This is a genomic window from Bacteroidota bacterium, from assembly GCA_018816945.1.
Taxonomy (GTDB): Bacteria; Bacteroidota; Bacteroidia; order Bacteroidales.
Genome location: JAHIVC010000010.1, coordinates 76,089 through 102,593, shown reverse-complemented (window position 1 = coordinate 102,593; position 26,505 = coordinate 76,089). Strand labels below are relative to the sequence as shown.

Annotated in this window: 20 protein-coding genes and 1 tRNA gene; 8 read left to right on the top strand and 13 right to left on the bottom strand. The window is 35.8% G+C overall.

The annotated features are described in order from the left end of the window. Window positions 1–44: 44 nt before the first annotated feature. Entirely contained in the window at window positions 45–1,481 is a 1,437-nt protein-coding gene (locus tag KKG99_01775; GenBank protein ID MBU1011709.1) for an MATE family efflux transporter, read from the bottom strand. Window positions 1,482–1,806: 325 nt separating this feature from the next. Then, window positions 1,807–3,033 (bottom strand): S-adenosylmethionine:tRNA ribosyltransferase-isomerase, encoded by a 1,227-nt coding sequence (locus KKG99_01770; GenBank protein MBU1011708.1) that lies wholly within the window; start codon window positions 3,031–3,033, stop codon window positions 1,807–1,809. A 273-nt stretch (window positions 3,034–3,306) separates the two neighbouring features. Between KKG99_01770 and pssA the strand changes: the two genes are divergently transcribed. Continuing rightward, window positions 3,307–4,017, top strand: a complete 711-nt coding sequence (pssA, locus tag KKG99_01765) for a CDP-diacylglycerol--serine O-phosphatidyltransferase (GenBank protein MBU1011707.1) — start codon at window positions 3,307–3,309, stop codon at window positions 4,015–4,017. Between the two features lie 215 nt (window positions 4,018–4,232). Here pssA and lptB read toward each other — a convergent pair whose 3' ends face one another. From lptB to KKG99_01750, 3 genes are all read right to left on the bottom strand, one after another. Further along, window positions 4,233–4,958 (bottom strand): LPS export ABC transporter ATP-binding protein, encoded by a 726-nt coding sequence (gene lptB, locus KKG99_01760; GenBank protein ID MBU1011706.1) that lies wholly within the window; start codon window positions 4,956–4,958, stop codon window positions 4,233–4,235. Window positions 4,959–4,985: 27 nt separating this feature from the next. Continuing rightward, window positions 4,986–7,466: a DUF5686 and carboxypeptidase regulatory-like domain-containing protein gene (locus KKG99_01755; GenBank protein ID MBU1011705.1), complete on the bottom strand. Its 2,481-nt coding sequence runs from the start codon at window positions 7,464–7,466 to the stop codon at window positions 4,986–4,988. Between the two features lie 101 nt (window positions 7,467–7,567). Beyond that, complete coding sequence (locus tag KKG99_01750; protein ID MBU1011704.1) at window positions 7,568–8,533, bottom strand: KpsF/GutQ family sugar-phosphate isomerase; 966 nt, start codon at window positions 8,531–8,533, stop codon at window positions 7,568–7,570. Window positions 8,534–8,677: 144 nt separating this feature from the next. Between KKG99_01750 and recQ the strand changes: the two genes are divergently transcribed. Together recQ and KKG99_01740 are read left to right on the top strand one after the other, a co-directional pair. After that, window positions 8,678–10,879 carry a DNA helicase RecQ gene (gene recQ, locus KKG99_01745; protein ID MBU1011703.1) on the top strand — a complete coding sequence of 734 codons (2,202 nt, stop codon included), beginning with the start codon at window positions 8,678–8,680 and terminating at the stop codon, window positions 10,877–10,879. Window positions 10,880–10,914: 35 nt separating this feature from the next. Continuing rightward, window positions 10,915–11,262 (top strand): DUF4296 domain-containing protein, encoded by a 348-nt coding sequence (locus KKG99_01740; protein ID MBU1011702.1) that lies wholly within the window; start codon window positions 10,915–10,917, stop codon window positions 11,260–11,262. A gap of 73 nt (window positions 11,263–11,335) precedes the next feature. On the opposite strand, the gene KKG99_01735 is transcribed toward KKG99_01740, so the two are convergent. Then, window positions 11,336–11,746, bottom strand: a complete 411-nt coding sequence (locus KKG99_01735) for a hypothetical protein (GenBank protein MBU1011701.1) — start codon at window positions 11,744–11,746, stop codon at window positions 11,336–11,338. A 132-nt stretch (window positions 11,747–11,878) separates the two neighbouring features. Beyond that, window positions 11,879–12,727: a deoxyribose-phosphate aldolase gene (gene deoC, locus KKG99_01730; GenBank protein ID MBU1011700.1), complete on the bottom strand. Its 849-nt coding sequence runs from the start codon at window positions 12,725–12,727 to the stop codon at window positions 11,879–11,881. 102 nt (window positions 12,728–12,829) lie between these two features. Between deoC and KKG99_01725 the strand changes: the two genes are divergently transcribed. Further along, a complete protein-coding gene (locus KKG99_01725) occupies window positions 12,830–13,750 on the top strand; it encodes a glycosyltransferase family 2 protein (GenBank protein MBU1011699.1) in 921 nt (306 codons plus the stop codon). Between the two features lie 807 nt (window positions 13,751–14,557). Here the strand turns inward: KKG99_01725 and KKG99_01720 are convergent. Together KKG99_01720 and KKG99_01715 are read right to left on the bottom strand one after the other, a co-directional pair. Beyond that, a complete protein-coding gene (locus KKG99_01720; GenBank protein ID MBU1011698.1) occupies window positions 14,558–15,685 on the bottom strand; it encodes a Fic family protein in 1,128 nt (375 codons plus the stop codon). A gap of 315 nt (window positions 15,686–16,000) precedes the next feature. After that, a tRNA-Met gene (locus tag KKG99_01715) sits at window positions 16,001–16,072 on the bottom strand. A 97-nt stretch (window positions 16,073–16,169) separates the two neighbouring features. Here KKG99_01715 and era point away from each other — a divergent pair. Genes era through KKG99_01695 form a run of 4 tightly spaced genes read left to right on the top strand, consistent with a single transcriptional unit; the run spans window position 16,170 to window position 19,809 of the window. Then, complete coding sequence (gene era, locus KKG99_01710; protein MBU1011697.1) at window positions 16,170–17,045, top strand: GTPase Era; 876 nt, start codon at window positions 16,170–16,172, stop codon at window positions 17,043–17,045. Window positions 17,046–17,059: 14 nt separating this feature from the next. Continuing rightward, window positions 17,060–18,373 carry a ribosome biogenesis GTPase Der gene (gene der / locus KKG99_01705; protein MBU1011696.1) on the top strand — a complete coding sequence of 438 codons (1,314 nt, stop codon included), beginning with the start codon at window positions 17,060–17,062 and terminating at the stop codon, window positions 18,371–18,373. 2 nt (window positions 18,374–18,375) lie between these two features. Next, window positions 18,376–18,756, top strand: coding sequence for an RNA-binding S4 domain-containing protein (locus KKG99_01700; protein MBU1011695.1), 381 nt, complete (start codon window positions 18,376–18,378; stop codon window positions 18,754–18,756). 24 nt (window positions 18,757–18,780) lie between these two features. Next, window positions 18,781–19,809 (top strand): endonuclease/exonuclease/phosphatase family protein, encoded by a 1,029-nt coding sequence (locus KKG99_01695; protein ID MBU1011694.1) that lies wholly within the window; start codon window positions 18,781–18,783, stop codon window positions 19,807–19,809. Window positions 19,810–20,062: 253 nt separating this feature from the next. On the opposite strand, the gene KKG99_01690 is transcribed toward KKG99_01695, so the two are convergent. The 4 genes from KKG99_01690 to mfd form a co-directional block, all read right to left on the bottom strand. Beyond that, window positions 20,063–20,488 (bottom strand): hypothetical protein, encoded by a 426-nt coding sequence (locus KKG99_01690; GenBank protein ID MBU1011693.1) that lies wholly within the window; start codon window positions 20,486–20,488, stop codon window positions 20,063–20,065. 1 nt (window position 20,489) lies between these two features. Further along, on the bottom strand, window positions 20,490–21,836 hold the full coding sequence (locus tag KKG99_01685) for a dihydroorotase (GenBank protein MBU1011692.1): 1,347 nt from the start codon (window positions 21,834–21,836) through the stop codon (window positions 20,490–20,492). A 194-nt stretch (window positions 21,837–22,030) separates the two neighbouring features. Next, entirely contained in the window at window positions 22,031–22,768 is a 738-nt protein-coding gene (locus tag KKG99_01680; protein MBU1011691.1) for a polyprenol monophosphomannose synthase, read from the bottom strand. A 379-nt stretch (window positions 22,769–23,147) separates the two neighbouring features. Beyond that, entirely contained in the window at window positions 23,148–26,438 is a 3,291-nt protein-coding gene (gene mfd / locus KKG99_01675) for a transcription-repair coupling factor (protein MBU1011690.1), read from the bottom strand. Window positions 26,439–26,505: the final 67 nt, after the last annotated feature.

Genomic DNA, 26,505 nt, shown 5'->3' with positions numbered 1-26,505 from the left:
GGGAGGAAAAAAATACACCCCCCTCACTTAACTAATAAATGGTATTAAACTTTCATCAATTTCCACTTTCCCTGCCTGAAAAAATAAAAGGCCATGAGTGTTAGTATTGTTTCGGAAATTACAATCGATATAAATACGCCGTTTTCTCTTAGATTCAATCCTATTGCCAAAAAATAAGCCAAAGGAATTTCAATGATCCAAAAGGCAATCAGATTGATAAGGGTTGGCGTACGGGTATCTCCTGCTCCGTTAAACGAATTAATCAACACCATTCCCATTGCATAGGCAATAAATCCATAGCTCATAATCCGCAAAGAAATACTTCCTACCTCAACTACTTTTATATCCGAAATAAATACACCTATGAATACTTCAGGCATCACGATAAAAAAGATGCTGATCAGACCCATAACAATCATATTAATTCGGCCTGTTAACCATACGGATCGTTCTGCCCGATCGGGTTGGTTGGCTCCCAAATTTTGCCCTACCAAAGTTGCAGCAGCATTGCTTAAACCCCAGGATGGCATCAAAGTAAAAACCATTACCCGAATGGCAATGGTATAGGCTGCAACAACTTCACTTCCATAAATTGAAACGATGCGCACCAATCCAATCCAGCTTGAAGTTGCAATGATATTTTGACCTATCCCTCCCAATGAGAGTTTGATCAACCGCCAAATAAGATTGATTTCAATTTTAAGGTTATCCATTCCTAATTTTATCCGCCGTTTACCTCTGAACAATATATAAAACTGATAAACAACTGCAGAACCCCTACCAATATTGGTTGCGATAGCAGCACCTGCAATCCCTAATTCCGGAAATGGACCGAGTCCGAAAATCAAGCAGGGATCCAATATAATATTGATAATATTTGCAAACCACAATACACGCATCGAAATGGCCGCATCACCGGCACTTCGAAATACGGCATTAATGATGAAAAGCAACATGATTACAACGTTCCCTCCCAACATTATTCTGGTATATCCTGATAAATTGTAAACCATGTTGTGTGAAGCTCCCATTAGGCGAATGATATCCTCGGCAAAAATATAGCCCGGAATCGCAATCAACAATGAAATGAAAATCCCGGTAATAATAGCCTGAAAGGCTGTAGTGGCGGCTTCTTTTGGTTTATGCTCTCCAATTCGACGGGAGACCATTGCAGTGGTTGCCATGGCCAGGCCGAAACCGATGGCATACACCAAAGTCATTACCGCTTCGGTAATCCCAACGGTGGCAACGGCATCTGCACCCAGTCTTGATACAAAGAAGATGTCGACAACTGCGAATACCGATTCCATGATCATCTCCAGAACCATTGGCACGGAGAGCAGAAAGATAGCACGAGGCAGGCTTCCTTTAGTGAAATCCTGATCTGTACCGGCAATTGCTTCTTTGATGTTATTCCAAATATTGCTTAATTTCAATTTTTTAAAATAAATATAATTTGATTTTATATCGTTAATTCCCATTTTAATCTGTGTTTAACTGGTTTATCTAATGTTTTTTCTTTCATAATTTGTCTGTTTTTATGGCTTATGTTAAGCTCAATTCCGACAATATCCAATACTGGCAGTAAATTTGTTTTCATGATGGTTCCTCCTAAAAATTTGTTTGATTAAATAATAAAATGATAATTGCGTGGTGGTAAACCACAATAATTGAAAGTCCGGGAAATTAACAGATGGTTAATTCAGAACTTAGACTCGGGGATATGTGACCGTGATTTTCATAAGAAGCAAATTTAAAAAGAAAAACAATCCAAAAAAGAAATATTGGGGGAAAATGGAAATCTCCTTATTTTTCACTAAAAAACAAACATGAATCACCGTAGCTCAAAAAGCGAAACTCGTTGTCCATGGCATATTGATAGGCCTTCTTCCAATCTTCCCCAATAAAAGCAGAAACCAGCAAGAGCAAGGTACTTTTGGGTTGATGAAAATTTGTTATGAGAATATCCGCTATCTTGATTTGATATCCCGGCGCGATCATCAACTGAGTTTCTCCGTGCAGTTCACTCAAATCATTTTGATCCATATATTCGACGATCTTTACTAAGACTTCAATTGTAGAATTTTCAAGTTGATACTTTTCCTGATAAGGATCCCATTGGAGAATACGGAATACAGGAGGTTCATTAATCATTAATTTCGCGCCAAACCAATACAAACTTTCCAGGGTACGCAAGGTTGTTGTTCCAACCACAATGATCTTTTCACCTTGCTTTTCAATCAATTTTTTAATGGTTGATTTTTGAATGATGATTTTTTCGGTATGCATTTCGTGTGCTTCAATACTGTCGGTAGATACTGGTTTAAAAGTCCCGGCCCCAACGTGCAAGATCACCTTATCCGAATGAATATTCTTTTCTTTAAGCTTTTCAAAAACCTCATCGGTAAAATGCAAACCTGCGGTTGGAGCAGCCACCGATCCATTATATTGGGCATAAATGGTTTGGTAACGTTCTTTATCCTCCTTTTCAGCCTCTCGGTTTAAATAAGGCGGTAATGGAACCAATCCGGTAGATTCGAGAAGTTGTGAAAAGTTAAAAAGTGAAGGGTTCCAGCTAAATTCAACCAAATAAGTTTCTACTTCTTTTCCAATCTTTTTTGCAAAAAATTCGACTTCCTGCTGATCAATTTTGATCCTTTTTTTTATACTCACTTCCTTCCATCTTTTTGCATTCCCAATTAAGCATTTCCATACAACCGGACTGCTTTGCTGAAAAGCAAGCTGGATTTCGGAAGTAGGCTGTTTTGGCTCCAGACAAAATATTTCGATTTTACCTCCTGATTCTCTCCGGAACTGAAGCCTTGCCTGTATAACTTTGGTTTCATTAAAGAAGACTAAACTATTTTCAGGAAGGTGTTGAGCTATATTGTAAAAAAAATCTTTATGAATTCCCCCAGCGTTATATATCAATAATTTTGATTGATCTCTTTGTGCCATCGGGAATTTAGCAATCCGCTCCTGCGGAAGCAAATAATCAAAATCATGAATTAAAATTGAATTAGGAGTATTCATTTATAAAATAATAAAACATAAATCAGTATTCAAGCGAACAATCATGGTTGATGACCATAAATGATGAAGGCAAATATATTAAATCAATGCAAGACTATTTAAATATAGAGACGATTTAAAATCGAGGTCATCAATGAAGAAATTCAACCATATGATGAAATATCCCATTTGTTTCGTATTTTTGATTTCATTATTTACAAATATGTATTACGGGAGCTTCCTAAAGAATATCATTAACCTTTTCAAAACACTTGGAAGATAGAACTTCATTTCATGAAAAAAAACATCCCCAATTATATCACCTTATTAAACCTGCTTTGTGGTATTTTATCAATTGTATCACTCTATAATGGATCCGTTGAATGGTCGGTATATTTTATTGCATTTGCAGCAATTTTAGATTTTATGGACGGGGCAGTGGCACGTATTTTTAAACTCCAAAGTGAGCTAGGCAAACAATTAGATTCGTTAGCCGACGTAGTTTCGTTTGGATTAGCACCGGGCTTTATCATGCTTTTTCTGTTAAGGATAAGTGAGCCACTGCCTGAAGTGTTTTTTAATGGGAATAATTTAGTGCCATTCATAGGTTTTCTCATTCCACTTTTTTCTGCCTGGCGACTTGCTAAATTCAATATTGATACCCGACAGGAAGAACAATTTATTGGAATCCCAACACCGGCATGCGCTTTAATGATTGTAGCATTAGCGCTGATAAATCAAAACACATTTAGTGCTTCATCATGGATGGCTGAATTGACAGGAAATAGTTATTTTCTTATATCAGCTACCATAATTTTATCCATACTCCTTGTAGCTGAAATTCCTTTACTTTCGCTAAAATTCAAAAATTTTAAATGGAAGGGAAACCAAAAAAGATTTATTCTTATCATTTTATCAATAGCACTCATTGCAGCTTTTCAGGTCAGTGCAATACCAATTATCTTTCTTAGTTATATTATTATTTCGATCATCTTTAAGAAATAATCTTTAATTTATTCGTGAAACTCAGATTTCAAAAACGTAGTGCATTGAAATCTGTAAGATGAACGCCTGCCTGCCTAAACAGCAGTACAGGCAGGAATCCCGATAGCGCAGCGTATCGGGATAAATGAGTTTAATACTCCAATGCTTGCATCGTCAATAAAAAGAATTTCCAAATTGATATCTCGTAAGCTTGCTGCGAAGTAGTTAATTTTGATTTATCTGCGAAGTTCAAAATTCTGACCCAGATAAACTTTTCTGACATGTTCATCGTCGGCTAATTCTTCAGAAGTGCCGTCCTTCAGAATTGATCCTTCAAACAATAAATAGGATCGATCGGTGATACTTAATGTTTCGTGAACATTATGATCGGTAATGAGAACACCAATATTTCTATCTTTCAGTTTTGAGACAATAAGTTGAATGTCTTCAACAGCAATAGGATCAACTCCGGCAAATGGCTCATCGAGCAAAACAAACTTTGGATCAACTGCCAGAGCGCGTGCTATTTCAGTTCTTCTTCGCTCTCCTCCCGACAAGGTGATCCCTAAGCTTTTCCGGATATGGCTGAGTCCAAATTCTGCCAACAATGATTCCAGTCTCTCCTGCTGTTCTTCTTTATTAAAAAGTGAAAACTCCAAAACTGCTTTCAAATTATCTTCCACACTTAAATGTCGGAACACAGATGCTTCCTGTGCCAAATATCCAATCCCAAGTTGCGAACGACGGTACATAGGTTCTTTGGTGATGTCTTTTCCATCCAAAAACACTTTCCCTGATAAGGGTTTGATTAAGCCTACCATCACATAAAATGAGGTAGTTTTCCCGGCTCCATTTGGGCCAAGAAGTCCAACAATTTCGCCTTGTTCAACCTTTATCGAAACGTCATTAACAACAGCTCGTTTTCGATATTTCTTTACAATATTTTCAGTATATAGTATCATAATTCGGGTCAAAAATAAGGATATATTTTAAAAGACGAACTGGAAAGAGAAGAATATTCCAAACTTATTAATATTATCATGATCAAGATGCGATAAACGCCAAATTGCATCGACCCTTATTACCTTAAAAATATTTTCAATTCCCAAACCTGCTTCCCAATAAGGTTCCTCAAGTGTGTTGGTTGTTGCCGGGAATGTAGAGTAGGTTTTATTGTTCTGGCTCAGGTTTCCCGTTACCCCTTTTATAAAAGCAACTTCCCTCCACTTTAGTTTTCGCATAAGCGGAATACGGTTTAAAAATAACCCATCAAAATGATGAATATAATTAACACTGATGTATTGATCGCTCACAAATTCATAATAATTCATCAAGTTGTAGGATAATTCATCGTAAAAATAGGTCTCGTTTCCTTCTTGAATTTTCAATAATGGATATGGAAGTTTCCCCCAAATCCGACCTGCCTCTACAATATATTTTGACCAACCCAAAGTACCAACATTAAACCATTGCTTCAAATTCAGTTGAACTCTATGGTATGAATAATCACTGTTGAACAGATTAGGAATTCCGTAACTATAAGTTGCTTCAAAAACCGGATAGGTTGTACCCAAACTCACCCTTTCAAATTCACCCATCAAAAACTTTTCATTATACGCGAATCTCATATTGAGGCTTATTTCACTTGTTCTTATTGAAGGTATTTCTATTTCTGAATCATCCTCATGTATTATAAAATTTTCTCCTGAAATGGGAAACACTTCCCTATGGGTAAACACTAATGAATTTGAGAATCCACCAAACCATTCGTGTTCATAAAAGGACTTATACTCCTTCACCATCGAGAGTTTATTAATTGCATTTTTACTAAGAAAAGAATTAAAGAAATTATCTTCGCTGTATGCATTCTTGCTTTGGCCCAATTGTTCAGTGTCAATTTTATAATTCATCCCATAAGTTCGCCTTGGATTTTTTGAATTAATCTTTAAAAAGCCCCCTCCGTACTTAAATTTTTCATCTGTTTGTCCATATGCAAAATAAGCATCAAACATCCACTTTGTGCTAAACTTATTACTGGTTCTTCCACCAAATCTGAAACGGGCACCTTCCCGTTCGTTGAAGCTCAGCATTTTATAATAGGGCCCTATTTCAAACATTCCATCAATATAATAGCCATTTGTGATGGTATAAATCACATCTACGTATGTTTTGAAAATCGGCACATTTTTAACGGAATCAATCATCGAGTAAATGGCTTTTTCTTTTACTGTCAGTGTATCGTGCCGGAAATCTTTCCACCTTTCATCCGCATACTGTATGGCACTATCTTTAAGAATTATGTTAGCGGGGTATCCGTATATTTCCTTTTCAGCTTGTTGATTAAACACAAACTTATTGTAAGAAGTAGAACGATGTCCATAAAAGCCTAATGTCTTCTTTGCATCATCAATAACATTGAAATCGGCAATCATATAATCTTTGGTTAACATCCAGTATTTGCCTTCTAATAACTGATAAACCTGTCGAATATCCATAGCATTAATAAAATTGATATTTGCATCATCAATGATACGCATGTCCACTTTTTTAATTGCATAAGTGGTGTCATTGATCCAAATATTCCCGGTAAAGGTTAACTCTTGTTTTCGCCTTGGTTTAAACATGATTTGGTAACACCATTGGTTATCGATATATGAACTGTCGACTAAATAATATTTATAATAAGCGAACCCAAAATTTGCAACAGGGCTTACAAAATTCTTTTCAAATAATACAATATGGTTATCATAAATATTCGCGGTTTGGTAAATATCACCCATGATCTGTGAAAAACTTTCATTCTCAAACCCAGAAACTTTTGAAGCCTTAATCACCTCTTTTTTCGTACGTGGATTTTTTCTATAATAAACGTCGGATAAGGTTTCTGTTAAAAATACCGGAAGAAATGCTTTTCCGTTAACGGTAGAAGTATCGATATGATTAAAAATAAAGCTGAAAGGCTGTAAGATTTTTCTGGTCTTAAATTTTTCGGAAAAGTTATTGGCATCAAACTGGATTTTATTGTACATCTCATACTGATAAAAGTCAAAATTCTTATTGCTGTTCTGATCTTTAGCAGCTATTACTTTGCGTAATAATATATCCGCAGGATTTTCACCGGCAACAATTACAACCTCGTTCAAAGTATAACTATTGGGTGATAATTCGAAATCGACCGTTTGAAAACGATTTTTAAAAATCACTTTTACTTGTGGGTTATACCCAATTGATGAGGCAGTAAGTGAATCGCCTGCATGCATCGTTTCAAGTGCATATTCACCGTTAAAATCCGAAATCGAACCAATACTGGTTCCCTTAAAATAAATACTTACAAAAGGAACCGGTTCTTTGGTTTCCGAATCGATTACCTTCCCCATTATCTTCGTTAGCTGCGCTTTTGCAGAATAAACGCTAAAAATTATCAGAAATACGACAAGCACGATACTGCTAATCCTTTGTTTTGTTATCATCCCGGAAAATTAAATCCTTTGTTAGACATGAAATACCAACTCAAAGTTACACTCCAATTGTTTTGTATAAATTTAGATGAGACTTAAATAATGTTAAATTATTACAAGATCCCCTCCCTGAGAATATCATGTAAATGAATTATTCCTTTGTAAACCTGATTTTCACTTACAACCAGTTGCGTAATATTGTTCTTCCTCATCAAATCAAGGGCATCAATAACCAGCATATCTTCGTTGATTTGCCGTGGGTTTACCGACATTACATCTTTAGCTTTTAGGTTCGTTATATCGCTGGTTTGATGTAACATCCTTCGTAAATCACCATCGGTAATAATACCCAAAAGTTTCCCATTTTCGACTACTGCAGTGGTTCCAAGCCTTTTTGAAGAGATTTCCAAAATTACTTCATTAATGCCAGTTTCGGGCGAAACCTGTGGCTTTTCATTATTGATATAAAGATTTGCAACTCTTAAATACAGTTTTTTACCTAAGGCTCCCCCAGGATGATATTTGGCGAAATCATTCGCAGTAAATCCTTTACACTCCAGCAAGCAAACAGCCAACGCATCACCCATCACAAGCTGTGCAGTTGTACTGGCAGTTGGGGCCAAATTATTCGGACAAGCTTCTTTTTTAACAGCGGTACATAGTATCATATCTGCCTGCTTCGCCAAATACGAATCTGTGTTTCCCACCATGGCAATCAAAGTATTTCCCATATTTTTTAATAATGGTGCCAAAATCTTTATTTCCGGGGTTTCTCCACTCTTTGAAATACAAATTACCACATCATCATTACGAATAATTCCCAAATCACCATGTATTGCATCAGCAGCATGCATAAATATCGAAGGTGTTCCTGTTGAATTTAAGGTAGATACAATCTTTGCTGCAATATGTGCACTCTTCCCTATCCCCGTAATAATTACCCTTCCCTTTGATTTGTGAATTAGGTTTATACAATGAATAAAGTCCTCATCGATGAAGTTCTTTAAATTATTAATTGCTTGCGATTCAATTAAAATAGTCTCAATGGCTATTTGCTTGATTTCTTCCTTTGTCTTCAATACTGCGAAATTTAATTATTATCACACAAAAAATTTATTTTTATGTTATATTTGTAATAGACACGTTATCAATTAAAAAACTTAACACTCAAATACTAACAATATTTTTACAAATATAATGTAATCTTAGGATGCTGAAAGACCATGACTGATATTGATGATAAAAAATTATATGAGTTCTTAAAGAAATACTTTGGCTTTACCAGTTTTAAAGGTAACCAAAAGGAAATCATCAGAAGCGTATTATCAGGTCGGGACACATTCGTGATCATGCCAACCGGTGGTGGCAAATCAATGTGTTATCAGTTTCCGGCATTGGTAAGCGAAGGCACTGCTATTATCGTTTCTCCCCTGATTGCATTAATGAAAAACCAGGTTGATGCCATCCGAAATTATGGATCGGAAGACGGTATTGCTCACTTCTTAAACTCTTCATTATCAAAAATTGAAATTAATAAAGTAAAAGAAGATTTGCTGAGCAAAAAAACCAAGCTATTGTATGTAGCTCCCGAATCATTAACAAAAGCAGAGAATATTGAACTTTTAAAATTGATCAATATATCATTTTATGCCATTGATGAGGCTCATTGTATCTCAGAATGGGGCCATGATTTCAGACCGGAATACAGAAGATTAAGGCCAATTATACAAGAAATTGGAAAAGAAGTCCCCGTAATTGCACTTACAGCTACAGCTACTCCAAAAGTGCAGCAAGACATCATGAAAAACCTTGGGATGATGTCATCAAATATCTTTAAGTCCTCATTTAACCGACCCAATTTATATTATGAGGTCAGGCCAAAAGATAAAAACATAAAGCGGGAGATTATCAGATATGTTAAGAATAACACCGGAAAGTCTGGAATTATTTATTGTTTAAGCCGCAAAATGGTTGAAGAAATTGCTGAAACCCTTCAGGTGAACGGTATAAAGGCGCTACCCTATCATGCAGGTTTGGATGCATCAACCCGAAGGCAAAATCAGGATAAATTCTTGATGGAAGAGTCGGATGTGATCGTTGCTACGATTGCGTTTGGTATGGGAATCGATAAACCAGACGTCCGTTACGTTATCCATCATGACATCCCCAAAAGCTTAGAAGGCTATTATCAGGAAACAGGTCGTGGCGGACGTGACGACGGCGAGGGAAGATGTATCACTTTTTATAGTTACGACGACATCCAAAAGCTGGAAAAATTTGTAAAGGGCAAACCTGTTGCAGAACAAGAAATAGCCAAACAATTGCTATTCGAAACTGTAGCTTATGCCGAATCTTCAGTTTGCCGCAGAAAACAATTATTGCATTATTTTGGAGAAGTATACGAAGAAGACAATTGTGGTAATTGTGATAATTGTTTGAATCCAAAAACCAGTTTTGAAGGCACGGAATATGTTCAAATGGTTATTGAGACAGTATTAGCTGTAAAGCAGCTCTTTAAAGCCAATCATATTATCAACATTCTTGTCGGTAAAAATACCGCAACTGTTAAACAATCCAAACATCATAAGTTAGAAATGTTTGGAAAAGGCGAAGAAAAAGGGGAGAAATTCTGGAATGCGGTAATCCGTCAAAGTTTAATTGCCCGCTTACTTCTCAAGGATATTGAAAATTATGGGCTATTGAAGGTAGGTGCTGATGGTCTGAAATATTTGGATCATCCATACTCGATCATGCTGACCATGGATCATGATTACGACAATCCTGAAGATGATGAATTCCTTACTGCCAATTCACCTAAAATAAGCACTACCGATAAAGAATTATTTTCTTTATTAAAAGATTTGCGTAAAGAGATTTCGAAAAAGGAGAAACTTCCTCCTTTTGTAATTTTTCAGGATCCTTCACTCGAAGATATGGCGATTCAATATCCCATTACGATGGATGAACTACAGCAAATTACTGGCGTTGGGGCAGGAAAAGCAAGTAAGTACGGTCAACCATTTCTTGACTTTATTAAAGCTTATGTTGAAGAAAATGAAATTATGCGCCCCAATGATTTGGTAGTAAAATCGGTGGTGAATAAATCTGGTTTAAAAGTTTATATTATTCACAATATTGATCGTAAATTGCCGCTCGAAGATATTGCATCGGCCAAAAGCCTTACTTTACCTGAATTACTTACTGAAATTGAACACATTGTAGCCTCAGGCACAAAGATTGACATCAATTATTATATTGATGAGACTATTGATGAATATCATCAGGAAGAAATCTTTGACTATTTTAGGGAAGATGCCTCGTCAGATTCAATCGAAGATGCTATTAAGGAACTTGGTGAAGATGAATATACTGAAGAAGAAATTAGAATGATGAGAATTAAATTTATGTCAGAAATAGGCAATTAACACAAAAAGAGCATATCCAGTAAACGTAAACAAGAATGAAAATCAGCTATTTAATTATCCCCCTTTTTTTACTTATTTCCTGCACCCAAAATCAAAAAAAAGATGCGAAATTGGTTATTTCGGAAGAAAAAATGATTGATATATTATTTGATGTGCAACTCTCTGAAGCTTATCTGGCTAATAATCGTGATTTAGGTGAAGGTGAAAATAAATCTTTGTCTGCCAAATATTATAAGGACATTTTTGAGAAACATCAAATTTCGAGACAACAATTTGATGAAAGCCTCAAATTTTATCAAAATAATCTCCCAAAATTGAGAATTCTTTACGATAGTGTGGCAAAAAGGATAGAATATCTGAAGGAACAAAATAAATCGAATTAACTATCTGGCACGCGAACGGGAATATCACAAATTAAACTTGTTTTTTCTTTAAATTCATGAGCAAATTATTGGCTTACCGGATATATTCAGAGGTACAGCTAAAATTATTCCCCGCAATAATTAGTGAATAGCTCCAGAGAATAGTACGTGCATCTTGTAAAGTACCTGTTCCATTCACTTTCCATCCATCACCTATAGTTTGAGTGGAAATATAAATCTTGTTTCCGGCAACAATACCTACGGCAGGACTATAATTTGATCCCGGATTTCCAAAATTAGCCAACAGTACCTGAGCTGAGTTAGACGGATCAATCGTAATCTTAACGGTATAATTTGCTTTAAAACACGACTCACTGACACTCCAGGTGCTTACGAATTTATCTCTATCATCGCCGGGATCAATAATATCTTCTTCTAAATTACAGGATAAAAACCCAAGGATTATTAGTAATATCAATCCTTTTACATTTCTTAATTTTTGCATATCGACGGAATAATTGGAGGAACGCATTCAATAGTAATTAACTACAAAATTACAAATAACACAGCACGAAGGAAAGAAGTTGAATTATATTTATTGGTTGAATAAGGAAAATGTAGTTTTAATCAATGTTCATTAATCTTTAATTATGTCCAAAATTTTTGAAGCCAATCTGCTTGCTCCGAATCTGAAAAGTTGAGGATTCAGCCATTCTTCACCTAAAACATCCTTAACTAATAAATAATATTGAATCGCCTGTTCAGGTTCCGAAATACCTCCTGCCGGTTTGATTCCTATTTTTTTGTTCGTTTTTTGATAATGCTCTTTTATCGCATCCAACATAACAAGAAATGCCTCGGTGGTTGCAGCTGGTTGTATTTTTCCGGTTGAAGTTTTAATAAAATCGGCTCCGGCAGAAATCGCAATTACACTTGCTCTTTTAATATTTTTGAGGGTTTCCAATTCACCGGTTTCAAGAATCACTTTTAGATGAACATCCTTGCAAACCTCACTGATTGCTGCAATTTCATCATAAACAGTTTGATAATCGCCTTCTAAAAATTTACCACGGGAAATAACCATATCAATTTCGTCTGCACCTTGCTCAATCGCATAAGAAATCTCCGCCAGTTTAACTTTTATTGGAGATTGACCGCTTGGAAATGCACCTGCTACAGACGCAATCTGAATGTTTGAACCGCTTAACCGACTTTTTGCCAATGCAACAAAAGGAGGGTAAACACAAATTGCTGCAACATCCGGAATATTTTTGCCTGCTAAATGAAAACTTTGGGCCATTTCACATAGCTTGGTTATTTTTTTATTAGTGTCAGAGCCCTCAAGTGCTGTCAAATCAATCATCCCGAGAATTTGGCGATAGATTTCCAACTTTTCATCTGAACTATTCTTTTGATTCAGGATTTTATTAAGTCGGCTTTTAATTTCGTCCTCATTAATATGATATGATTTATTAAAATAGTTCATGATATTTTTCTTTCAAAATTAAGAATAAATGAGAATCAATGATTTTAAACTATATCAAATTCATTTATCTTTTTATATTTGCTTTTATCTAATACATCGATAATGGCCGATTACCCACTCGTATCAATTATTGCAATCAATTTCAACCAATTACGGGTTACCATTGAATTTCTTCAATCAGTAAGCAAAATCTCCTATCCTAATTATGAGGTAATCATTGTTGATAATGCTTCGAAGGAAGATACAAGTGCAGTTTTAAAACAACAATTTCCTGAATTTATTTTTATCAGAAGTGAAGTAAACCTTGGATTTGCAGGTGGCAATAATTTAGGAATCCGGAATGCCAAAGGCGAATACTTTATGTTGCTTAATAATGATACAGAAGTTGAAGCCGGGTTTTTAGAGCCATTGGTTGAAGCGATGCAAGCCAATCAAAAAATAGGGATGGTGGGTTCGAAAGTTCGGTTTTATGATAGCCCTGAAACCATTCAGTTTGCAGGAGCAACTCCCATGACAAAATATACCGCAACCAGTCATTTCATAGGACATAACCAAAAAGATGTGGGACAGTATGATCAGCAAACCATTACTCCATTCGCCTCAGGAGCCGCCATGATGACTTCACGTTCAGTTTGTAAAAAAGTAGGTTTGATGGCTGAATTCTTCTTTTTATATTATGAAGAGCTCGACTGGCAGGAAAGAATCCGAAAAGCGGGTTACGAAATTCATTATATCCCCCAATCGCTTGTTTATCATAAGGAGAGCATTTCAGTTGGTAAAAATAGCCCCTTACAAGCTTACTGGAAATCACGAAATCGGCTGCTTTTAATCCGACGGAATTATACTCAATTTAATATCTTTATCAGTTTTCTGTTTCTTACTTTTGTTTCATATCCTTATCATTTGTTAAAATATATTGCACGAAGGGACCTGGTTTCTATTAAGGTTCACAGCATTGCACTTGGCTGGCATTATTTCAATGCTTTTAATATGAAACGTATCCATCAAAACGATTACCTTTAATACTATCCGATAACGTAAATACCCTCCGCTTTCGTAAATATTTAAAAAACACTTAATTGTCTGTAAATACAATTATTCCAGGGCATTTCAAGTATCTGCTTTAAATCAAGTTTAGGTTTCCATTTTTTTGATTTTTTGATCATTGCTTATAACACTCTGTAATTCTGCTTAATACAACATTTGGCACAGCTATTGCATACTTAAAATCAAAAATCAATATAATACTTTTACAATGAAATTCGGGTTAAAATTAAAGAGCACAAAAAAAACTCCTAAGTATCACAAATATTATAAATGCGATAGATGCGGGTATATTTCAATGGTTAAAAACTCCATTTGCCCTATATGCGAAAAGGATGGCTATAAGCTAAAACTTAAATAATATTTTTTGAAACTTAAATCGACATGAGTGAGTTTTTGAATGAAATCAATTATTAGTAAGGTCTGGTAAGGGATTGTCAGAGCAAAAATCATGTTAAAAAACCAATAAATAGCGTTCATTTTTCTTGATATAGAAGACGATCCGCCTAATTTTGAGTTAAACAGAAATTAAAAACCTTCTCGATTGAGGAGGTTTTTGCTTTTAGGGCTTCTTCAAAAAAAACAGAAAAAAAAAGCCCGGACATCGTCCAGGCATTCGTAGTAGACAAAAGGATTCGAATAATCATTCAAAAAAAATAATTAATCTTTAAGAATTGATCTAACACAAAAACCTAAAATAAAAAATTATTAATTTTATTTAAACAGGTGAGATTATGTTTATTATTTCTTTGAAAAAGATTATTGAAGGCCGCCATAAACCTTATTTTACCTTTGGAATAACCCCAAATACTCATGCAATTCATATAAGCGATTCCTTGAAAATCCGGTTCGCTCTATTAACATTCCCGTTTTTTCCATTTCTTTTAATAAACGGTTTGCCGTGGCAGGAGTTATTTTCAATACCTGTTCAACATCCCGGGGGCTGATTATGGGATTGGAATAAAGGTGTTGTAATAATTGATTCGCCAGTTTAGCCCGTTTTCCTAATTGTAGCACGGATTTTTGGTATTTTTCCCTTAATTTGCCAATACTCACAAAAGTCTCTTTTCCTTCTTTGGCAGTTTGGATAATTCCGGTCATAAAAAACCGGAGCCACTGGCCTATATTGTTTGAAGTTGAAACGTGCAGCAAAGAGTCCGAATATTCCCCTCTATGTTGTTCAAAAAAGGCAGATAAATAAAGTACCGGTTTAGTCAGCAATCCATAATGCAGAAGTTGCAGGGTAATTAATAGTCGTCCAATTCTGCCATTTCCATCTAAAAAAGGGTGGATTGTTTCAAATTGATAATGACCAATCGCAATACGGATCAGATGGGGCAGCGTAATTTTTTCATCATGCCAAAATAGTTCTAAATTGCCCAAAAGTTCAGGCAGTTCACTTGGATGTGGGGGAACAAAAACAGCACTGTCAATTGATGCTCCACCAATCCAATTCTGGCTTGCCCTTATTTCACCGGGCGTTTTATGCTCACCTCTTACCCCTGAAAGTAAGATAGCATGAATTTCTTTAAGCAGTCGAATAGAAAGAGGAAACTTATCCAAGCGGTCAATGGCATAATTTAAAGCTTCAATGTAATTTCTTACTTCTTGCCAGTCATCTCTTTTTTCAGGGGCAATGTTTGTTTTTTTCAGGACAGCTTCTCCAATATTTGTTCGTGTCCCCTCAATACGTGTAGAATTTGTTGCTTCCTTAACTTTATGCATTTCGATAAAGAAATTGACATCAGGAACTAACTCGGAATACACATTAAGTTCCCCGAGCATGGTATTAGCTTCTGATAACAATTTTATTACTACATCATTTTCCCATTCAAAAGGAAATTCGAGCAAGGATGGCTTAAACCCCTTGTATCCGTATCGTTTTGTAAATATTCCAGCCTTAAATTTTTTCATGACGAGTTAAAATATAAAAATCCATATTTTAAGTTTAGCATCAAAGTTAAAATAAAACACATTATATTTCAAGAAAAGATGAATTTTTAATTACTGTTAAAATCGTTTATTTTTATCCATTACCAATAGCGAATTCACTAATTTGTTGTAACTATGTTATACCCACAATAAAAATCCGACCTACTCAGATCGGAGTTCCCATGGTACTCTTAGTAGGGGGACTGTATTAATTTTATTAATCCGGGAATGTGGTGCATTATTAAAAAATCTTTATAAAAACACAAAACCTCACACAATTGTGTGAGGTTTTCTTAGTAGCGGGGACCGGATTCGAACCGATGACCTTTGGGTTATGAGCCCAACGAGCTACCACTGCTCCACCCCGCAATATATTTTTATGTTTTGTATATCGCTAAAATAGGAGTGCAAAGATATATTTTGTTTCTTTGTTATCCAAATAATAAAAAACTAATTGGAGAAAAAAATTCATAAATCAGGCTTCGTAAACATCATCGGAAACCCCAATGTTGGCAAATCAACTTTGTTAAATGCATTGGTTGGCGAAAAGCTTGCCATCATCACTTCGAAGGCCCAAACAACCCGTCATCGCTTGATGGGGATCGTGAATGGAGAAGATTTTCAAATCGTTTATTCCGATACGCCAGGCATTGTCGACCCTCATTATAAGCTTCATGAATACATGATGAAGTTTATCGATTCGGCTTTGATCGATGCCGATATTTTTCTGCTTGTGATTGAGGTAAACGACAAGTTTAACCATCCGGAGGTACTGGATAAGATAAAAAACTCCGGTTTACCGATCATTCTTTTGATCAATAAAATCGATTTAAGCGATCAGGAAACCGTTGTTCAACAAATAAGTGAGTGGCAAATCAAGTTGCCAACGGCAGAGATAATTCCTATTTCAGCTTTAAATCATTTCAACCTTGAGCAGGTTTTTAATACCTTATTGGAGAAACTACCCGAAAATCCACCTTATTTCCCGAAAGATGAGCTTACGGATAAATCAGAGCGGTTTTTTGTGTCAGAAATCATTCGTGAAAAAATACTTTTATTCTATAAAAAAGAGATTCCGTATAGCGTTGAAGTTGTGGTTGAATCATTTAAAGAATCAGATAAAATTATTAAGATATTTGCGCTTATCTTTGTAGCCCGTGAATCACAAAAAGCAATTATTATTGGTCATGGGGGTTTAGCCTTAAAAAAAGTAGGTACCGAAGCACGAAAAGACATCGAAGATTTCGTTGGAAAACAAGTGTTTTTGGAGCTTACTGTTAAGGTAAATAAAGATTGGAGAGATAAGGACCTCCAGCTTAAGAGGTTTGGATATCAACAATAATTAAACAAAAAATCATGGGCAATATACTGGGAATAGTAGGCAGACCTAATGTAGGCAAGTCGACCTTGTTCAACAGACTTACTGAATCGAGAGAAGCAATTGTTGAAGAAACAAGCGGCGTTACACGTGATCGCCATTACGGGCAATCGAATTGGAACGGCGTTAAATTTTCAGTTATCGATACAGGCGGATATGTTATCGGATCAGATGATATTTTTGAAGAAGAAATACGCAAACAGGTTGATCTGGCCATTAATGAATCGGATGTTATTGTCTTTTTGGTTGATATCATGGATGGGGTAATGCCCATGGATGAAGATGTGGCCAATTTATTGCGCAAATCAAAGAAAAAAGTAATCTTAGTTGCCAACAAAGTAGATAATCATCAAAGAGCTCAACAAGCTCACGACTTTTATCAGTTAGGATTGGGTGAGGTATTTTGTATTTCATCGATCAATGGAAGTGGAACGGGGGACCTATTAGATGCCATCGTTTCGGCATTTCCTGAAAAAACAACGGAAGATGAAATTGAGCATGAAATCCCCTGGTATGCAGTTATCGGGCGACCGAATGTTGGGAAATCCTCATTTATTAATGCTCTTATTGGTGTTGATCGAAATATTGTCACCCCTATTGCAGGTACTACGCGCGATACAATTAATACACGATACAGCAGTTTTGGATTCGACTTTATGTTTGTAGATACTGCAGGACTCCGTAAAAAAGCGAAAGTAACCGAGAACATTGAGTTTTACTCGGTGATGCGTTCTATCCGCGCCATTGAAAAAAGTGATGTTTGTTTATTGATGCTGGATGCAAAAGAAGGCATAGAGGGTCAGGATCTGAATATTTTTCATCTAGCCGAAAAAAATCACAAAGGCATTGTAATCATTGTGAATAAATGGGATTTAGTAGAAAAGGAATCGAATACACATCTTGAGTTTGAAAAGAAAATCCGTGAGAAAATTGCTCCCTTTAATGATGTTCCAATCATTTTCACTTCGGTGCTGAGTAAACAACGAATTTTTAAAGCCCTTGAACTAGCTCACAAAGTTTATAAAAACAAATCGACAAAGATTACGACTTCAAAACTGAACGATTTATTTTTACCCCTCATTGAGGCTACCCCTCCTCCAACGGGCTCGAGAGGAAAATATATCAAGTTTAAATACGTAACCCAATTACCTACTAACTTCCCGGCATTTGCGTTTTTCTGCAATTTCCCGTCTGAGGTAAAAGAATCGTATCGAAGGTTTTTAGAAAATAAACTCCGTGAAAATTTTGATTTCAAAGGAGTGCCAATTGAAGTTTATTTTAGACAGAAATAAAATTGGATTCGATCAGGATTGACAAATGGCTATGGACAGTGCGGATTTTTAAAAGCCGCACTATGGCATCCGATGCATGCAAAGGATCGAAAATTCGCATTGCCAGTCAAATAGTGAAACCTTCACGAGAAGTAAAAGTTGGAGAAATCGTTACCATTCAACAAAATCCAATTATAAAAACAGTTAAAGTAAAACAAATTCTTAAAAACCGTGTTTCTGCTACCCTAGCAGCAGAAGCAATGGAAGACCTCACCCCTGCCGAAGAATACGAAAAATTAAAATTTAACCGTGAGCTTAATCACGAGTGGCGGGATCATGGCGTTGGAAGACCGACCAAAAAAGATCGAAGAGATATCGATCGATTAAAAGATGTTGATTTATAAAAAACGATTATTAAAACTAATCTGATGAAAAAGCTTTTTCCCTTTCTATTTCTCGCATTAATAATTCTGAGTGCTTGTAATGTTAAAAAATCGGACAAGCCTGAAATGGCACAAATTGCTTTCTACAATGTTGAAAATTTGTTTGATACCGTTGATGATCCAAATGTGAATGATGAAGAATTTACCCCTGAAGGTCGTCAAAACTGGAACAGTGAAAAATACGCTACAAAACTTGACCATATTTCACAGGTATTTCTTTCAATGGATAGCACGCAAGCAACTGCCCTTATTGGGATGGCAGAAGTTGAGAACAGACAGGTTTTAACGGATTTGATCCGGAAATCGCACCTCAACGATTTTAAGTATGAAATTATTCATCAGGAAAGTCCTGATTTCAGAGGGATTGACGTAGCCTTAATTTACAAACCCGATATTTATTCCCCTATTATTAATCAATGGTATGCGATACATTTTCCTTTTGATTCTGCTTATACTACCCGTGATATTCTTTATTCGAAAGGAAATATTTTTGGAGACAAAGTTTTGCACATTTTTGTAAATCACTGGACCTCACGTTCCGGCGGACAAGAAATAACCGATGCGAAACGAATTTTTATAGCCTCTTTTCTTAAAACAAAAACAGATTCAATTTTAAGTGTTGAACCGGATGCAAATATCATTATTATGGGTGATTTGAACGACAATCCCACAGATGTCAGTATCACCGAATCGCTGAATGCTCTTCCGGTTTCCGAACAAGTTTCAAAAAACAATCTTTACAACTTATCGCTCAATAAATTTCAAAATGGTGAAGGAACACTTTATTATAATTCCTGGGATTTGTTTGATCAGATTATTGTTTCAGGAAGTCTTTTAATTGGGAATTCTTCAATAATTACCGACCCGTCAAGTTTTGAAATTTATAAACCCGACTGGATTGTTTTTGAGGATAATAAAGGAATTAAACGTCCAAACAGAACTGCTTCAGGAAATAGATATTACGGTGGATACAGTGATCATTTACCGGTTTATATCACCATTAAAAAGAATTAATTTTACATCAATTGAACCTGAATATATTGCCTGAAAAACATTTCAACACGTCTAATATTTAGCAGTTTAAGCAAGTAAGACAATAGATACCAGATGTTAGATCAAAAACAAAATCCTTCTTGAATCTTGTGTCTTGAATCTTGAATCCCTGCCTGCGGCCGGCAGGTCGTGTCTAATGCCTAACGTTTAAACTCTAGCGCTTTTATCTTTATTTATAAAAACGCAAAATAATAGCATAATATGAAAACAATTATTAGTCGTAATTAACCTCTTTTATGAGTTCTCCATTTTCATGATAGAAATACCAAATGCCTGTACGTAAGCCTTCTTTGTAATTTCCCTTAAAGTCAAGCTTTCCATTTGGGTGAAAGCTTTCATGAAAACCATCCATTTTACCTTTTATAAAATCGCCCTTGCTCCATATTATCCCATTTTCATAATAATAAATCCATTTGCCATGTTTTTCACCCTTTTCAAAAAGCCCTTCAATTCTGAGTTGATGATTAGCATAATAGACTTCCTGTTTATAAAGCACATTGGGTTCATTTTTCAAATAATAACTCACAACTTTGGGGCTACCATCTTCATATACCTGTTCAACTTTCTTTATTAAGGCCGGGGTACAATAGGTGAACAGGTGGAGGATACAAAAAATTGATATAATTTTAAATGTTCGCATTTTATCTGTTAAAACTTAACCGTTTTCCCTTTATTTTTTCATTGAATTGCCCATTCTCATAAACGAGATTTCCACCCACAAAAGTATGTGTTACCTTGGCATTGAATCGTTTTCCTTCAAGAGGTGACCAGTTACATTTGTATAATAAATTCTCTTTACTCACGATCCAAGGACTATTTGTATTTACAATTACCAAATCAGCATGATAATTTTCCCTGATAAAACCTCTTTTTTCAATTTGAAAACAAATGGCCGGTGCATGGCACATTTTTTCCACAACTTTTTCAAGGCTAATTTTTTTATCCTGAACAAATTCGAGCATGATATTTAACGAATGTTGGACCAATGGCCCTCCGGATGGTGCTTTTAAATAGGGATTGTTTTTTTCATTAAGCGTATGAGGTGCATGATCTGTAGCTATAACATCCAGTCTGTTGTCGATCAAAGCATGGAAAAGGGTTTCCTGATCATCCCTGCTTTTAATGGAAGGATTCCATTTGATCAGAGTCCCAAGTCTTTCATAATCCGATTCATTAAAGTACAAATGATGAACACAAACTTCAGCCGTAATCCTTTTCTTTTCCAAGGGAGTTTTATAATCAAACAACTTCATCTCACTAGCTGTGGATAAATGCAAAATATGCAAACGGGTATTGTGTTTTTTTGCAAGTTCTACAGCGTAGGCAGAAGATTTAAAACAGGATTCGGTACTCCTGATGATCGGATGATATATAATTGGAATGTTCTCCCCATATTTAGCAGTATATTCAGCTAAATTATGCTGAATGATGTTTTCATCTTCACAATGAACGGCCACCAATAATTTTGAATGTTGAAAAATATCATTTAGTGCCTTGGGATTATCAACCAGCATATTCCCTGTTGAAGCCCCCATAAAAACTTTTATTCCACACACCGTTTTAGGATCTGTTTTTAAAATCTCATCCAAATTATTGTTGGAAGCACCCATATAGAATGAGTAATTTGCCAGAGATACTTCTGCGGCATGTTTATACTTCTGTTCCAACAAATCTTGTGTCAACGTATTCGGAATGGTATTGGGCATATCCATGTAGGAAGTCACTCCACCTGCTACAGCGGCTTTACTTTCGGTATAAATGTCAGCTTTATTTGTCATTCCGGGATCACGAAAATGGACCTGATCATCAATCACTCCGGGGATTAAATAATTTCCCTCAGCATCAATGATTTGATAACCTTGAAATGACTCAATTTCGCACAAATCACTTTCGATCACCCGTGAAATAATCCCACCGTCAATTAAAACACTTCCTGAGAAAATTCTTCCTTCATTTACGATTCGAGCATTAATTATCTGGTATTTCATCCATTTAGGTTTTAGATTCAACCTGCCTGCCGCAGGCAGGATATCAAGATTTATCAAATATAAGTATTGAATTAGAGATTTTTCAAATTATGTTACTTTATTTATCCCATTAAGTTCTGATATGCTGAGTTCGGACATTAAAAAAGGTACAGGGAAAAACCTATACCTTAGCAATATACGAAATAATTTATGACTTAACTAACCCTTTTTATGCGATTAAACATCCCACGAATCCGTAAGTCGATTACGCCAAAGATTGCTTCCTTAAAAATGCTGGAATTCATCTTAGAAGTTCCTTCAACACGATCAGTAAAGATAATGGGAACTTCAACTACGTTAAACCCAAGTTTCCAACTCACATATTTCATTTCAATCTGAAAAGCATAACCCAAGAACTTAATTTTATCTAAATCGATGGCTTGTAAAACCTCCTTTCGATAACACTTAAATCCTGCGGTTGTATCCCTTATTTTCATTCGGGTAATGAGGCGAACATAAGCTGATGCATAATACGACATCAATACACGGCCAATTGGCCAATTAACCACATTTACACCTGTAACATAACGCGATCCAATGGCAACATCGCCACCTTCATTTGCACAGGCATGACGTAAACGTATTAAATCTTCGGGATTATGTGAAAAATCAGCATCCATCTCAAAGGTATAATCGTAACCATGTTTCAGGCTCCATCTAAAACCATGAATATAAGCCGTTCCTAAACCCAGTTTTCCTTTTCGTTCTTCAATATGAAGCCGACCGGGGAATTCTTTCATCAGCTTTTTTACGATATCCGCGGTACCATCGGGTGAATTATCCTCAATAATAAGGATATGAAAATCTACTTCAAGCGAAAAAACCTTACGAATAATATTCTCAATATTTTCTTTTTCGTTATAGGTTGGAATAATTACTAAACTATCTGCCACTTTTTTAATTTTTAGATGACGAAAATACGCCAATGTTTTTTAAGAAAAAAATTATTTACTCAAGTTTCGCGGTTAAACCTACTTAGTGAAAATCAGATAATTAATTTTTATTAAATATAAATACCATTAATAAACAGTAAATTACAGATTACATTCCTATTCAAAATTCTCTTCGTGTATCTCTGTGACTTCTTTGAGCAGCTCTGTGTAACAATTTATTAGCTATGCCACTAAGAACCACAAAGAAGCCACAAAGTGACACAAAGGTTAAAATTAAATTATATTTCATTGACTATCAAATATAAGGGCTTGGAAAATTAAATGCAAAACCTGAGTTAGTTAAGATTAATTAACTTCATTTTATTGATTTAAAACTTACCTATTCTGACTGATTATCAACTACATTTGTCATTTCTTGTAAAGTCAGGAGTGCCATATTAACTTTTGAAATATTTTCAAAAGTCAGGGTCAGTTTACCATTTTTTTCACGCATTTTGCATTTCTCCGAATGGTTTTGAACAAATTTCAACACATTACTGAAAATTTTTGATTGATAGAACACCGATTCTTCGTTCCCAATAAAATAACCTGTCATGCGTTTATTTTTCAGGATCAATCTTTCAAATCCTATTTTTTTTGCCAACCATCGTAACTGAACAGCATTGATCAATTCCTGTGTTTGTTTAGGTAAAGGCCCAAATCGGTCAATTAATTTTTCGCAGAAATCGTTTAAGGTCTTTTCATCCTTTGCATTATCAAGCTCTTTGTATAAACTCAAACGTTCGGTGATATTGCTGATATACCGATCAGGGATCAGGATTTCCATGTCGGTTTCAATCTGACAATCCTTTACAAATTCTTTTTCTTCCAAATCGGTTTTGAAAATATCTTTAAACTCATTTTCTTTCAATTCCAAAATAGCCTCGTCCAAAATCTGATTATACATTTCAAATCCAATTTCCGAAATAAATCCGCTTTGTTCTCCCCCCAACATATTACCTGTTCCACGAATATCCATATCGCGCATGGCGATATTGAATCCACTACCCAAATCTGCAAAATCTTCAATTGCTTTTAGCCTCTTTCGGGCTTCATCGGTAAGAACCGAAAGTGGCGGAGCCAATAAATAACAGAATGCTTTTTTGTTGCTACGACCAACCCTCCCGCGCAATTGATGCAAATCACTTAATCCATAATTCTGGGCATCATTAATAAAAATGGTATTTACGTTTGGAATATCAAGCCCAGATTCGATAATGGTTGTAGCCAACAATACATCATAATCGCCATTAATAAATTCAAGCATCCTTCTTTCGAGGGTTTTCCCGTCCATTTGGCCATGAACCACTCCTACGCTCACACCGGGGCAAAACCGTTCGATCATAACTTTAACATCCTGAATATTTTGCACACGATTATTCACAAAAAACACTTGTCCTCCCCTCGAAACTTCATATAAAATCCCATCGCGAATAATCTCCTCCGAAAAAAGCCGGATTTCAGTTTGAACCGGATAACGGTTAGGGGGAGGTGTATTGATGATGGAAAGATCGCGAGCGCCCATTAATGAAAACTGGAGCGTTCTTGGTATCGGGGTAGCGGTTAATGTCAAGGTATCAACATTAATTTTTAGTTGTTTGAGTTTTTCTTTGGCAGCAACCCCAAATTTTTGTTCTTCATCAATGATTAACAAACCCAAATCCTTAAAATCGATGTCTTTTCCGGCCAGACGATGAGTGCCAATTAAAATATCAATTTTCCCGGCTTTTAAATCTTTCAAAATTTCCTTTTGCTGTTTTATACTTTTAAAGCGATTGATGTATTCGACTTTACATGGGAAATCTTTTAAGCGGTCGCTAAAAGTTTTATAATGTTGCAAGGCCAGAATGGTGGTTGGAACAAGTATAGCTACCTGTTTACTATCTGTCACAACTTTGAATGCTGCTCGAATGGCAATTTCTGTTTTACCGAATCCAACATCACCGCAAACCAAGCGGTCCATCGGGTGCGGTTGTTCCAAATCTCTTTTTACATCAATCGTAGCTTTAAGCTGATCGGGCGTATCTTCATAAATAAAAGATGCCTCCAGCTCATGTTGCAAATAAGTATCGGACATAAATTGGTAACCTTCAGCCGATTTACGTTCGGCATACAATTTAATCAAATCCTTCGCAATGTCTTTTACCCTTTGCTTTGTGCGGTTTTTAAGCGTATTCCAGGCATTAGTGCCTAGTTTATTCAATACCGGTTGACTTCCATCCTTACCAACAAATTTAGAAATGCGGTGAAGGGAATGAATGCTGATATAAAGCAAATCGTTGTTTTTATAACTGATACGGATGGCTTCTTGCTCAATGCCATTGTTTTCAATTTTTTCGAGCCCTTCAAATCGTCCGATTCCATGGTCAACGTGGGTCACGAAATCGCCTGGGGTTAAATCATAAAGCTCTTTAAGTGTGATGGCATCCTTGCTCTTGTATCCGCTTTTTAAATGAAACCTATGATAGCGGTCAAAAAGCTGATGGTCGGTATAACAGGCAATTTTCAGATCATCATCAATAAAGCCTTCATGAAGGGCAAGCACGATGGTGTCAATCTTAACCTTACCTTCATCCTCTAAGTTAAACTGCATGTCCTCAAAAATGGAATAGAGGCGGTCAATTTGCTTCGGATTATCCGATAAAATGATATTTTCGAAACCCTTACGACTATTTTCTTTTAGATCAGAAATGAGTAGATCAAATTTTTTATTGAAGGATGGTTGGGGTCGGGTATTGAACTTTAACGAAAAATCGGCGTGTTTTGCATTACCGTTAAATTCAATAACCGTAAATTGATTTAAAGACTGATTAAAATCAGATTTCTGGATGAAGAGTTCTTCGGGTTTTAAACGCTTAATTAAGCTTTCCAACTTATCAAAACTCTCATTCGCTTTTTTGTATTCCTGCTCGATTTTATCGGCAGTAAACTCGATGTTTTCAATCCAGAGGATTGAATTTTTATGCAAATAATCCAGAAACGACTCTCGTGATTCGTTAATCATTCGATCCTGCACATTAGGGACGATGGTAATTCTGCTCAACTTATCTTTTGAAAGCTGGTCAATGGGATCAAAAGTTCTGATCGATTCAATTTCTTCACCTGAAAATTCGATGCGATACGGGAAATCATCAGCAAAAGAGAACACGTCGATGATTCCTCCACGAACTGAAAACTGGCCGGGTTCAACTACAAAATCAGATCGTTCAAACCCATATTCCATTAAAATATCGATCATAAAATCAATCGATACCTGTTCATCAATTTTTAATTTCAGGGTGTTTTTCGCCAGATAATTTTTACTTACTACTTTTTCGGCAAGTGCTTCAGGATAAGTTACAATGGCCGATTTTCGGGTAGAATTACTTAGTCGTTCAAGCACCTCCGTTCTTAACTGCAAATTGACATTATCCGTAGCTTCGATCTCGTAAGTATGCTTGTAAGAAGTCGGGAAAAATAAAATTTTCTTTTTGGTAAAAGTGGAGAATTTTTCTTCAAAAATACCTTCCAGGTCGTTTGCAAAATATGCAGCTGACTCCTTATCAGGCAATACAAAAACATGAATATCTGCAAGCTCAGAAATACTGTTTGCCGCAAATAATGGCAAAGACGACCCTACCAATCCTTTCAGGTTGATTTTGCAATTTTCAGTCTTTAAATGATCCTTGAACTGCTGAAAATGGGGACTTTTTTTATAA